Annotated in this window: 11 protein-coding genes; 7 read left to right on the top strand and 4 right to left on the bottom strand. The window is 74.5% G+C overall.

Annotated elements, in window-relative coordinates; translation table 11 throughout:
- Positions 1-6: 6 nt before the first annotated feature.
- A complete protein-coding gene (locus OG556_RS02080) occupies positions 7-3,093 on the bottom strand; it encodes an AMP-binding protein (protein WP_371515556.1) in 3,087 nt (1,028 codons plus the stop codon).
- Between the two features lie 156 nt (positions 3,094-3,249).
- Here OG556_RS02080 and OG556_RS02075 point away from each other — a divergent pair, with 156 nt between their 5' ends.
- Both OG556_RS02075 and thrS read left to right on the top strand, forming a co-directional pair.
- Entirely contained in the window at positions 3,250-3,972 is a 723-nt protein-coding gene (locus OG556_RS02075) for a leucine-rich repeat domain-containing protein (protein WP_371515555.1), read from the top strand.
- 200 nt (positions 3,973-4,172) lie between these two features.
- Positions 4,173-5,453, top strand: coding sequence for a threonine--tRNA ligase (gene thrS / locus OG556_RS02070; protein WP_371515554.1), 1,281 nt, complete (start codon positions 4,173-4,175; stop codon positions 5,451-5,453).
- Here thrS and OG556_RS02065 read toward each other — a convergent pair.
- Positions 5,447-5,857 (bottom strand): VOC family protein, encoded by a 411-nt coding sequence (locus OG556_RS02065; protein WP_371515553.1) that lies wholly within the window; start codon positions 5,855-5,857, stop codon positions 5,447-5,449. The two genes, thrS and OG556_RS02065, sit on opposite strands and share 7 nt — an antisense overlap.
- A gap of 95 nt (positions 5,858-5,952) precedes the next feature.
- Here OG556_RS02065 and OG556_RS02060 point away from each other — a divergent pair, with 95 nt between their 5' ends.
- Positions 5,953-6,483, top strand: coding sequence for a MarR family winged helix-turn-helix transcriptional regulator (locus OG556_RS02060; protein WP_371515552.1), 531 nt, complete (start codon positions 5,953-5,955; stop codon positions 6,481-6,483).
- Positions 6,484-6,490: 7 nt separating this feature from the next.
- On the opposite strand, the gene OG556_RS02055 is transcribed toward OG556_RS02060, so the two are convergent.
- A complete protein-coding gene (locus OG556_RS02055; RefSeq protein ID WP_371515551.1) occupies positions 6,491-7,129 on the bottom strand; it encodes a C40 family peptidase in 639 nt (212 codons plus the stop codon).
- 215 nt (positions 7,130-7,344) lie between these two features.
- On the opposite strand from OG556_RS02055, the gene OG556_RS02050 reads away from it, so the two are divergent.
- The 4 genes from OG556_RS02050 to OG556_RS02035 all read left to right on the top strand — a co-directional run bounded on the left by OG556_RS02050 (position 7,345) and on the right by OG556_RS02035 (position 10,806).
- Positions 7,345-7,749, top strand: coding sequence for a RidA family protein (locus tag OG556_RS02050; RefSeq protein WP_371515550.1), 405 nt, complete (start codon positions 7,345-7,347; stop codon positions 7,747-7,749).
- Positions 7,750-8,036: 287 nt separating this feature from the next.
- Entirely contained in the window at positions 8,037-8,774 is a 738-nt protein-coding gene (locus OG556_RS02045; protein WP_371515549.1) for a ScbR family autoregulator-binding transcription factor, read from the top strand.
- Positions 8,775-9,186: 412 nt separating this feature from the next.
- Positions 9,187-10,044: a BTAD domain-containing putative transcriptional regulator gene (locus tag OG556_RS02040; protein WP_371515548.1), complete on the top strand. Its 858-nt coding sequence runs from the start codon at positions 9,187-9,189 to the stop codon at positions 10,042-10,044.
- 84 nt (positions 10,045-10,128) lie between these two features.
- The gene (locus OG556_RS02035) at positions 10,129-10,806 is read left to right on the top strand and encodes a ScbR family autoregulator-binding transcription factor (protein ID WP_371515547.1); all 678 of its coding nucleotides are present in this window, start codon (positions 10,129-10,131) and stop codon (positions 10,804-10,806) included.
- Between the two features lie 61 nt (positions 10,807-10,867).
- On the opposite strand, the gene OG556_RS02030 is transcribed toward OG556_RS02035, so the two are convergent.
- Positions 10,868-11,650, bottom strand: a complete 783-nt coding sequence (locus OG556_RS02030) for an MBL fold metallo-hydrolase (RefSeq protein WP_371515546.1) — start codon at positions 11,648-11,650, stop codon at positions 10,868-10,870.
- Between the last annotated feature and the right edge of the window lie 71 nt (positions 11,651-11,721).

The raw sequence follows: 11,721 nt of genomic DNA, 5'->3' as shown, positions 1-11,721 counted from the left end.
CCCGGTTCACACCCCGGCGGCGCCCGCCAGCGCGGCGGCGAGGTCCGCGGCCAGCGCGTCCACCGCCTCGGCCGTGAAGGCGTGCTCGTTGTACCGCAGCCAGCAGCGCAGCGAGCCGTCCGGCTGCTCGGTGACGGCGAGCTCCGGCACGTGCCGGTCGCCGCCGGGCAGCGGGTACGGCACGGTGGCGTTGCGCGGCAGCTCCCACGCGGCGCACGCCACCCCGGGCAGCTGCGCCGGGGCGCTCCAGCTCTCGTACCGCAGCCAGGCGGCGAACGGGACCAGCGGGCTGAACTCGGCGAAGGGGTACAGCTGGTGGTCCAGCGCGGTGGTGGCGGCCGTGCGGACGCGGTCCAGCAGTTCGGCGAACCCGGGGTCTCCGGCGGCGTCCACCCGCAGCAGCAGCGACTGGACGAAGCAGCCGACCGCGCGTTCCGCCTCCGGCCTGGTGCGGCCGGGCACCGGGGTCATCAGGACGAAGTCCCGCTGCCCGCTGCGGGCGGCCAGCAGCCCGCTCCACACCGCCGCCATCGCGAGGAACGGGGTGGCCCCCAGCTCCGCCGCCCGGGCCCGCAGCGCGCCCGCCCGCTCGGCCGGCACCTCCAGCGTCCGGGCGGCGCTCAGCACCACCTCGGTGTCCTGCCGCCCCGGGAACGGGTCGATCGCCGCGGGGGCGCCCGCGAGCGCCGTCGCGAAGTGCGCCCGGGTGGCCGGCCAGTGCGCGTTCGACCACTCCACCAGCTCCCGGTACGCCGGGCCCGGCCGGGCGGCCGGCGCCGGGCGGCCGCCGCGCAGCGCCGAGTACAGCACGCCCAGGTCGCGCAGCAGCACGCCCAGCGACCAGCCGTCGGCGACGATGTGGTGGACCGCCAGCATGACGACGTGGTCCCCGGGGCCCCGGCTCACCACGGCGAGCCTGGTCATCGCCCCCGAGGCCAGGTCGGTCGGCCGGTCGCGTTCGGCGACGAGCCGGGCCGACACCTCCGCATCGCTCGCGCCGGGGGCGTCCAGCAGCACCACGTCCGCGCGCGGCTCGTCGTCGAGCACGGTCCGCAGCACCCCCGGTTCGGCGTCCGGCACCGGGACGAACCGGGTGCGCAGCGCGGGGTGGCGGCGGATCGCCTGGTGGAGGGCGTCGGCCAGGGTGTCCGTCCGCAGCTCCTCCAACACCCGGAACATCAACGCCACCGAGCCGACGTTGCGGCCCTCGGCCTCGGCCATCCAGCGCAGGAAGTTCTCCTGCTGCGAGGTGAGCGGGAGTTCGTGCGGCTGGGCGCGCAGCGAGCGCAGGAACGCCGTCGTCTCGGCTTCGACCGGCTCCACCGGCCCGGCGGAGCCGGTCGAGGCCGCCGCCTGTTCCAGCCAGGCGGCCTGGGCCCGCAGCGAGGGCCGCTCGAACACCAGGGCCGTACCGGCCGCCACGCCGAACTCGGCGGAGATCGCGGCGGCCAGCTGGACGGCCCGGAAGGAGTCCCCGCCGAGCGCGAAGAACTCCTCCTCCACGGCCCGGACCGGCCGCCCCAGCACGCCCCGCCACAGCTCGGCCAGCGCGCGCTCCCGGGCGGTGGCCGGTGCGGTGCCGGCGGCGGGCAGGGGCTCCTCGAACCTGGCCCGGAGCCGGTGCTTGACGACCTTGCCGCTGGGGTTGCGCGGCAGCGAGTCCGTCACCAGGAGGCGTACGGGCAGTTCGGCCCGGGCGAGCCGCTCGCCGAGGAAGAGCCGCAGCCCGTCGAGGTCGATCCCGCCCGGGAGCGGGACGACGGCCGCCACCGGCACCTGGCCCATCACCGGGTGCGGCAGCCCGAGCGCGGCCGCGTCGGCGACCTGCGGGTGCTCGTGCAGCACCGCCTCGATGCGCAGCGTGGAGACCTTCAGCGCACCGGACTTGACGATGTCGCTCTCCCGGTCGACCAGGTGGAGGTAGCCGTCCCGGTCCAGCCGGCCCAGGTCGCCCATCCGCACCCAGCCGTCGCGGAACACGGCGTCGGAGTCCGCGCCGACGTACCCCCGGGGCGGGCCCGGCTGGCGCAGCCAGAGCTCGCCGGTGCCGCCGGGCGCGACGGGCCGCCCGGCCTCGTCCAGGATCCGCAGGTCGGCCGGGTCGGTGGGGCGGCCGACCGAGCCGGGGCGGGCGGCGTCCACGATCGCGGAGATCTGGGCGGGGGAGGCCTCGGCGGAGGTGTAGGTGTTGACGACGGTCGCCTTGGGCAGGGCGGCGCAGAGCCCGGCTGCGACGGCGGGCGGGAGCGCGGCGGCGGAGGAGCTGACCAGGAGGACACTGCTCAGGTCCCGGCGCTCGGAGATCCCGGAGTTCAGCAGTTCCACCGCCATCGACGGCACCAGGAAGACGGTGCCCGCGCCGTACTCCTCGACCACCCGGCCGAACTCCTCCGCGTCGAAGCGCGGCAGGCAGATCGTGGCCGGCTGCGCGGTCAGCGCGTTCACCAGGACGACCTGGGCGGCGTTGGTCCCGATCGGGAAGGCGTGCACCGCGTAGCGCGAGTGCGCGTACGGGCGGGGGCGGGGGTTGAGGACGAGCCCGGCGGTCAGGCTGGCGTGTGCGGCCCGGACGCCCTTCGGGGTGCCGGTGGTGCCGGAGGTGCCGATGATCTGGGCGAGGTCCCCGGGAGCCGCCCGATACGGCGGTTCGGCGGCGCTGTTCTCGCTGCCACCATTGCCCTCGCCGTCACCGCTGCCCTCGCCGTCACCGCTGTTCTCCAGGTCGTCGAGGGTGAAGGCGGGCAGCGCGGTGCGCGGCCCGTTCCCGGCTATCGCCCAGCGCGCCCCGGCGGCTTCGACGAGCCGTTCGACGTCCGCCCCGGAGAGGTCCGCGCGGATCACCAGCCCCGCCGCGCCCGCGTAGTGCGCGGCCAGGAACGCCACGGCGTACGCGTCCCACTCCCGGTTGTCGAGCAGCAGCGCCACCCGGTCCCCGGGCCGTACCCCGGCCCGGGTCAGCCCGTGTGCGGCCCGCACCGCCCGTTCGCGCCACCGGCCGTAGGTGAGGCTGCCGCCGCCCGGCACCAGCAGCGCCTCCCGGTCGGGGTGCAGCGCCGCCCGGTGGTCCAGCAGGGCGGGGAGGGTGAGGGGCACGGGGACGGGCTGAGCGTTGATGACGACTCCCGGAGGGGCTGCTGACCGCTGAGTGATCCAGAACGTATCGGAGCAGTGAAGGAAGGCGCCAGATCCGTTCACATGTCGTCACGACCGCCCGTCGGCAGCGGGCGCGGGGACGGGACAATGACGGGCGTGACAGACGTGACGCTGAACCTCTGGCGCCGGCCCCTCGGCGCGGTGCCGGCCGAGGTGTGGGACCGGACCGACCTGACCGTGCTCATCCTCGCCGAGACCGGCCTGAGCGAACTGCCGCCCGAGATCGGCAGGTTGCGACGGCTTCGCACCCTCGACCTCGGACACAACCGGCTCACCGCTGTGCCCGCCGAACTGGGCGAGCTGACCGGGCTCGCCGACTTCCTCTACCTGCACGACAACGCGCTGACCGAGCTGCCGCCCGCGCTCGGCCGCCTCACCGCGCTGCGCTACCTCAACGTCGGCGACAACCGGATCGCCGAACTCCCCTCCACCGTCGGCGAGATGACCGCCCTGGTCGAGCTGCGCGCCCAGCGCAACCGGCTCACGGCGCTGCCCGACCGCCTCGGCGAACTGGCCGCCCTGCGTGAACTCTGGTTGTGCGGGAACGGCTTGACCACCCTGCCGGACACCTTCGGCGGCCTCACCGCGCTGCGCGAACTCGAACTGCGGGACAACGCGCTCGCCGAGGTCCCGCCGGTGCTCGCCGGGCTGCCGCTGCTGCGCCGGCTCGACCTGCGCGGCAACCGGATCACCGAACTGCCGCACTGGCTGGCCGAACTGCCCGCACTGGAGAAGCTGGACCTGCGGTGGAACGAGGCACGCCCCTCGCCGCGGCTGCTCGCCGCGCTCGACGCGCGCGGCTGCGCCGTCCTGTTCTGAGCGGCCACGGATAAAGATCACCACGGCGGTCGGCGCCCTGTTATCGTGGATCGCATGAAGCGCGCTGCACTCGCCACGACGACGCCGGAGAGAGTCCCGGTGCGCTGACTGCTGACCTAGTCCGAAGCCCCGGGGCGAGTGCCCCGGGGCTTCGCCGTTCTCCGGACCACTCGCCCGCCGACCCGAGTGGAGACCACCCCATGCACGACCGCCCCGCGCACGACCGCCCCGTCCACGACCACCGCAAGCTCGGCCGCGAACTCGACCTGTTCGACACCGACCCGCTGATGGGCTCCGGCCTGCCCTACTGGCTGCCCGACGGCGCCGCGATCCGGCACACCCTGGAGGAGTTCATCCGCGAGCGCGAGCGGCGGGCCGGCTACCGCCACGTGTACTCGCCGGTGCTCGGCAAGCGCGAGCTGTACGAGATCTCCGGCCACTGGGCGCACTACCGCGACGACATGTTCCCACCCATGGAACTGGGCTCGGAGGAGATGGTGCTCCGGCCGAGCCTCTGCCCGCACCACGCCCTGATCTACCGCTCCCGACCCCACAGCTACCGGGAACTCCCGCTGCGGATGGCCGAGTTGGGCGGCATGTACCGCTCCGAACTGTCCGGCGTACTGGGCGGGCTGACCAGGGTCCGGGCGATCCAGCTGAACGACGCGCACGTGTTCTGCACCCCGGAACAGGCCGCCGACGAAGCCGTCGCTGCACTGGAGCTGATCCGCGCGGCACACCGCGCGCTCGGCATCGAACCGGTCCGCTACCGGCTCTCGCTGCCCGGCGCGGGCGGCAAGTACGTGGCGGATCCGGCCCTGTGGGAACGGGCCACCGCGCTGCTCACCGACGTGCTGGAACGCTCCGGCGTGCCGTTCGAGGCGGCGGAGGGCGAGGCCGCCTTCTACGGGCCGAAGATCGACGTGCAGATCGCCGACGGCGCCGGGCGCGAGTTCACCCTCTCCACCGTGCAGATCGACTTCCACCAGCCCGAGCGCTTCGGCCTGCACTACATCGGCCCGGACGGCGCGAAACACCGGCCGGTGATGGTCCACCGCAGCGTGATCGGCAGCGTGGAACGGGTGGTCGCCCACCTCATCGAGCTGTACGGCGGCGCGTTCCCGGCCTGGCTGGCCCCGGCGCAGGTGGTGCTGCTGCCCGTCTCCGAGGGCGAACTGCCGCAGGCCGAGCGGTTCCGGCAGCGCTGCCTCGACCTCGGGTTGCGCGCCGAGGTCGCCGGGCCCGAGCACGGCAGCCTGGGCGCCCGGATCCGGGCGGCGCGCCTGGTGCCGTACCAGGCCGTGATCGGGGCCAAGGAGGTCGTGGACGACCGGGTCGCGCTGCGGCTGCGGGACGGCCGGCGGCTCGAACCGCTGCCCGCGGAGGAGGCGTGGGCCAGGATCGGCGCGCTGGTGGCGGCGTGCAGCGCCGACCTCTGGGCGGACGACCCCGCGCGCCGGGCGGGCGGGGCGGCTCAGTAGGACTGGAGCTCGATCAGGTGGCCGTCCGGGTCCCGCAGATGGGCGCTGCGCAGGTTCGGGCCCCACTGGGGCCGGTCCGTCGGGCCGACGACCGGGGTGCCGCCGTGGCGCAGGCAGAGGGCGAACGCGTCGTCCACGGAGGCCACCCGGAGGACCAGCATCGTGGCGTCCTGGGCGGGGGCGGCCGGGCGTTCGGGCAGGCCGGTGGTGCCCAGGGCGGCGGCCATCGCGGCGCGGTCGAAGAGCACCAGGACGGCCTGCCCATCGACGTCCCAGTTGGCGTAGGGGCCGTCGGGGCCGCCCTTGACCAGGGCGGCGCCGGTGAGGGGCGGCAGGACCGCCCGGTAGAACCCGAAGCACTCGGCGAAACGGGTCACGAGCAGGCGGGGGTACAGGGCGTCCACGGTCGAAGCTCCCGGGCTCGAGGATTCAGCGGGTCGGATCGGTCGGATATTAGTGGGTCGGCACCCACTATAGGGACGGACCCTAGACTGACGCCATGGCCCCCGAACCCCCGCTCCCCGAGCCCCTGCTGTCGGCCCCTTCCCTGTCCGCTCCCTCCCTGCCGCCGACGCTGCTCGACCTCAGCACCTACCTGCTCTCCCGGATCGGCCGGACGGCACGGGGCCGCCTCGCCGAGCAGCTCGCCGAACGCGGCCTCCGGCTCTGGGACATGGCCGTGCTGGCCGCGCTCGCCGACTTCGGGCCGCACGCCCAGCGGGACCTGGTCCAGCGGCTGGGCATCGACCCGAGCGACCTCGCCAAGGTCGCCGACCAGCTGGCCGCCGCCGGGTACGTCGAGCGCGTCCGCGACCCGGCGGACCGGCGGCGGGTCTCGGTGTCGGTCACCGATGCCGGGCGGGCGCTGCTCGCGGAGCTGGACGCCCGGGCGCGAGCGGTACAGGACGAGGTGCTGGCGCCGCTGGACGCGCGGGAGCGGCAGCTGCTGCACGCCCTGCTGCTGCGCGTCCACCAGGGGCAGCAGGCACAGCAGGCACAGCAGGGGCCGGGGGAGCGGCGCGGCCGCTGAGGCCCGCTCAGCCGGCCGGCCCGGGGCGGCGGGCCCCGGCGAACTCGCCGGCCCAGCGCGGGACGTCGAGGACGTGCTCGACCCGGGCGACCAGCGTCCCGGTGCGCTCGGCGTGGATCATCGCGCCGTCGCCGACGTGGATCCCGACGTGGTGCAGCGGCGCGTCCGGGCGGGAGAAGAACAGCAGGTCGCCCGGGGCGAGGGCGTCACGCTCCACCGGGGCGCTGCGGTGGAACTGGGCGACGGTGTAGTGCCCGAGCTCGACCGTGCCGTGGCTGGCCCGGTACCAGCAGTAGAGGGACAGGCCGCTGCAGTCGAAGCCGACCGTGCTCTCACCCATGCAGACGCCGTCCAGGTAGCCGTTCTCGTCGTCGCAGAAGCCGAGGCTCGCCCCCAGCCGGTCGCCGCCGCCCCAGGCGTACGGCACGCCGAGCTGGGCGGTGGCCACCTCGGCGACCCGGCGGCCCAGGGCGCCGGACGCGACCACCGGGGTATCCGACCGGGTTGTCGATGTCGCGGTCGGGGTCGGGGTCGCGGCCGCGACCGGAGCGAGGGCCGGGACGAGCCCCGCCCCGAGTGCCAGGCCCAGCATCCGGCGCCGGCGGACCCCGGAGGCCTCGTCGCGGTACGGCGGTCGGGATTCCATGGGGGACCTCCTGGTGTCGGCGCGGCGTCGGCGCGCGCGGGTGACGGCCACCAGGATTCCGGCCGGGCGGGTCGGCCCGCCATCACCCGCAACGGTGAATCGTGGACGCGACGGGCCCGTGACGGACGGGAAAGCGCTGGTAAATGGTTTGACGGTCGTTCAGGAGAGGCCAACGATGGGCGCGAACGTTCGGCCGCGACCCTTCGGAGTGCCCCTTGAACAGCGCAGTCAAGTTGATCCGCAGCTCCCGCCTCACCCCGGCCGTCGACTACGCCTACGCGGCCCTGGTCGACGCCCCGGCCCGTTCGCTCTGGCTCGCCGGCGCCTGCCCGCTCGACGCCGAGGGGCGGACGGTCGCCGTCGGCGACTACGCGGGCCAGGCGCACCAGGTGATGCGGAACCTGATAACCGCGTTGGAGGACGCCGGTGCCGGGCTGACCGACGTCGCCCGGACGACGGTGTACGTGGCCTCCGCCGACCAGGCCGACCTGGTCGCGGTGTGGAACGTGTACCGCGCCTACATGGGGGAGCACGACGCCCCCAGCACGCTGCTGGGGGTGTCGGTGCTCGGCTACCACGACCAGCTGGTGGAGGTGGAGGCGGTGGCCGTCCTGCCCTGACGCCTTCCGACCTCCCGTTCCGGCCTCTCGTTCCGACCTCCCGGCGTCCGAATTAGGAAACCGATCGTTCGGTTTTTCCCCGAATGCGTGATGTGTGGCAGCGGTGCCGCTTTCGGTCGCCCGGGGAGGGGACGGCGGCCCGCAGGCAAAATGCGGAGGATGCGGGCGGGAGGGGAGGAGCGTTTGAGGCGATTCCCCGACATCGTCTTGTCGTCCGTAGGCCACCGGTAGCTAAGATACGGGGTGTTTGGTTTTGTTTTCCGGGAGCTCTGGGTGGGGTGGTTGCGGTGGTTCGGCAGGAGCGGGCGGTCCGGACGCGTCGGCTGATCCTGGAGGCGGCGGCGTCGGTCTTCGACGAGTTCGGCTACGAGGGCGCCACCATCGGCGAGGTGGTCGCGCGGGCCGGTGTGACGCGTGGTGCGGTGTATTTCCATTTCGCCTCCAAGCGGGATCTGGCCCAGGGCGTCGTCGAGGAGCAGTTCGTCCAGGACGGTGTGCCCGAACGGGTCTGCAAACTCCAGGAGTTCGTGGACACCGGGATGGTGGTGGCGTATCTGATGCCACGTGATCCGCTGCTGAGCGCGGGGGCCCGGCTCTCGCTGGGCCAGGACGTCTTCGACGACCTCGGCGGCGGCGCGATCCCCGGCTGGATCAGCCGGCTGGAGGCGCTGCTGGTCGCGGCCGGCGAGCGGGGCGAACTGCTGCCGCACGTCGTCCCGGCCGACACCGCGTGGCTGGTCACGGCGGCGTGGACGGGTGTGCAGATCCAGTCACAGAAGCTCTCCGGGCGCGCGGACTTGGAGCGGCGGGCCGCCGGGTTGTTCCAGCACCTGATGCCGAGCATCGCGGTGCCGGGTGTGCTCGGCTCGCTGCAGATGGGCCCGGACCGCGGCGCCCAGGTGGTCGCCGAGGTGGCGGCCGCCCGTGCGGCGGCGGAGGGCGCCGGGTCGCAGGGCGGGGCACAGGGCGGGGCGCGGTCGGCGGCCCGGACGGTCGCGGTCGCGGACGAGGTCGGTGTGGGCTGACGGTCCGGCGCCGGCCGGAAGTCGCTTCGGCTGGTGTGGAGTTGACCAGGGCTCGGTGGCCCCCTGCTCGCGGGGGCGTCCGGGTGGTGGTCGGCCCGGCGGCCGGCCGACCGGCGGTGGGCGCGGAGTGCGGGCGAATTGGTGGCGGCGCGGGATCCACGGGGGTCCGACGCCGCCTTCGGTTTGCCCGCGCTCCGCTGCACGTGGTGGCCGGTTCGTGGCGGAGGGTGGCCGCCACGCCCGTCTGTCCGAGGAGGGTCGCTCATCCCAAGAAACAAACAGCACGTTCGGTTTTGTATTGACAAACCGCGCGTCCTGTTTTTGACTGGTGACAGTCGCCCTAGGGGTGTCGACCCGGGTGCCGGCCGCGGCGGATCGGCCTGCGGCGTTCCGTGTGATTGGGGTGGTCATCGTGGAAATTCGGGTGCTCGGGGCGTTGGACGTCCGGGTGTGCGGGGTGTCGGTGGTGCCATCGGCACCGAAACCGCGGCAGGTGCTGGGGCTGCTGGCGCTGCGGGCCGACCAGGTCGTGTCGGCCGGGGTGCTGGCCGAGGAGCTGTGGTCGGGCCGCCCGCCGCGCAGTGCGCGCACGACGGTGCAGACATACGTGCTGCAACTGCGCGACATGATCGACCGGGCGCTCGGGCAGGTCGCCCCGGCGGCAGGGGTCTCCTGCGCCAAGGACGTGCTGGTGACCTCGCCGGGCGGCTACATGCTGAACAGCGGCGGCGGGTTGACGGACGTCCGGGAGTTCGAGCGCCTGGCCGGCATGGGCTACCGGGCGATGGACGGCGACGACCACCCGCTGGCCGCCCGGATGCTCGGCGAGGCGCTCGGCCTGTGGCGTGGTCTGGCCTTCGCCGACGTCCCGGCGGGCGGCCAACTCGCCGTCGAGGCCAAGCGGTTGGAGGAGACCCGGCTCTGCGCGCTGGACCAGCGGATCGAGGCCGACCTGCGGCTGGGCCGCCACCGCGTCCTGCTCGCCGAACTCACCGTCCTGGTCGACCGCTACCGCACCCACGAGAGCCTGCACGGCCAGTACATGATCGCCCTGCACCGCTCCGGCCGCCGGGGCGAGGCCCTGGAGGCCTACCAGCGCCTGCGCAACACCCTGGTACGGGAGTTGGGCATGGAGCCGTCCACCGGACTGCGCCGGCTCCAGCGCTCCATCCTGCTGGCGGGCCCGGAGCGGCCCGAGCGTTCGGAGCGCGAGGCGGCCGGGACCGCTTCGCCGGAGGGGTCCGTGGCCCGGTTCACCCGGGTCGGCTGAGGACGCGCGGCAGGCCCCGCCGCTGCCGGGGCGCTGCTCGTGCGTGGTCGGAACGTGCTCGTCGTTGTGAGGGGTGTGGGTCGGGTGGTGCAGGAGAGGTCGGAACGGACGCGCGGACGGCTGGTCGAGGCGGGGGCGGTGCTGTTCGACCGCTGCGGCTACGCGGGGGCCACGCTCGGCGAGATCGCCGGCGCCGCGGGAGTGACGAAGGGTGCGCTCTACTTCCACTTCGCGTCCAAGGAGGAGCTGGCGCAGGCGGTGTTCCAGCGGGCCGAGCGCTCGCTGCGGGGTGCCTGTGGCGGTCTGCGGGCCACCTCCTCCCCCCTGCAGACGCTGATCGACGTGGGCTACTGGCTGGTCGACGCCCTGGGGTCGGACGCGGTGGTCCGGGCGGCGTTCCGCCTCGGCCGGGAGGGCGGCTGGCAGTCGAGGACCGCCGCGTTCGCGCCCGCCACGTCCGCCCCCGGCGCGTCGGTCGCGGGCGTGCGGGGCTTCCACGGCGTCTGGGCCGGTGTCGTCCGGGAGTTGCTGACCGGTGCCCGGCGCGCCGGCGAGCTGCGCGACCGCTCGGGCGATCCCGGCCCGGAGACCCTGGTGGTGGCGGCCGCCTGCGGGCTGGAGGTCGTCTTCGGCGACGGCTGCCCGGGGGAGGAGCGCGCCCGCCGGGTCGGTGCCCTGTGGGAGTGGCTGCTGCCCTGCCTCGTCCCCCCGGGCTCCTCCGGCGCCTACCGGACCAGGCCGCTGACGTCGCTGCCGGGCTGAGCAGGCGGTTCGGCGGCGGACGGGCGGGGCGCCTCGTGCGGCGCGCCCCGCCCCTGGCCGGTCACGCCGTGTGGAGGCGCTCCGCCAGGCCGGCGGCCGCGAAGGCGGCCACCAGGTCGTCGCGATCCTCGGTGAAGTGGGCCCAGCTGTCGTGGTGGACGGGGACGACCCGGCGGGCGTCGAGGATCGCGGCGGCCTCGGCGGCCTGGGCGCTGTCCAGGACGATGGGCGCTCCGTCGAAGAGGGCGGCGAAGCGGGGAGCCCCGGCGAAGAGGATCGCGGTGTCCACGGGGGCGAAGCGTTCGGCGATCTCCCCGACGACGGGGAGGGAGGCGTTGTCCCCGCTGACGTAGACGGTGGGCAGTCCGTCCCCGGTCAGGACGAAGCCGACGACCTGGCCCGTGGCGGCCTCCACCTCCTCGCGGGCCCCGGGCCCGTGGAGGGCGGGCACGCCGGTCACGGTGACGGTGCCGCCGCCGGGGCGGTCCAGTGTGACCGACTCCCAGTCGGCCAGTCCCCGGGCCGTGCCGCCGAGGCGCAGGCCGCCGCCGGGGGTGGTGAGGGTGAGCGGGACGTCGGCCAGCAGGGCCCGGCCGGAGTGGTCGAGGTTGTCGGGGTGCTCGTCGTGGGAGAGCAGGACGACGTCGACGCGGCCGGCGTCGGCGGGGCTCCCGGAGGAGGGCGCGGTCTTGGTGAGGAGCGGGCCGCCCGGCCGCTGGTAGTCGCCCGGGCCGTCGAAGGTCGGGTCGGTGAGGAAGCGCAGGCCTCCGTACTCGAAGAGGGCGGTCGGGCCGCCGAAGAGACGGACGGGGAACTGCTCGACGGTCGTGTCGGAAGAAGCCATGGTGAAGCACACCTCACGGTTGAGAGCGGTTTATCCGTGAGAAAAGCTAGCCGGTTCTCACGGATGAGCGC

The sequence above is a fragment of the Kitasatospora sp. NBC_01300 genome (genome assembly GCF_041435235.1).
Classification (GTDB): domain Bacteria; phylum Actinomycetota; class Actinomycetes; order Streptomycetales; family Streptomycetaceae; genus Kitasatospora.
This window is presented reverse-complemented; position numbering and strand designations above follow the sequence as displayed.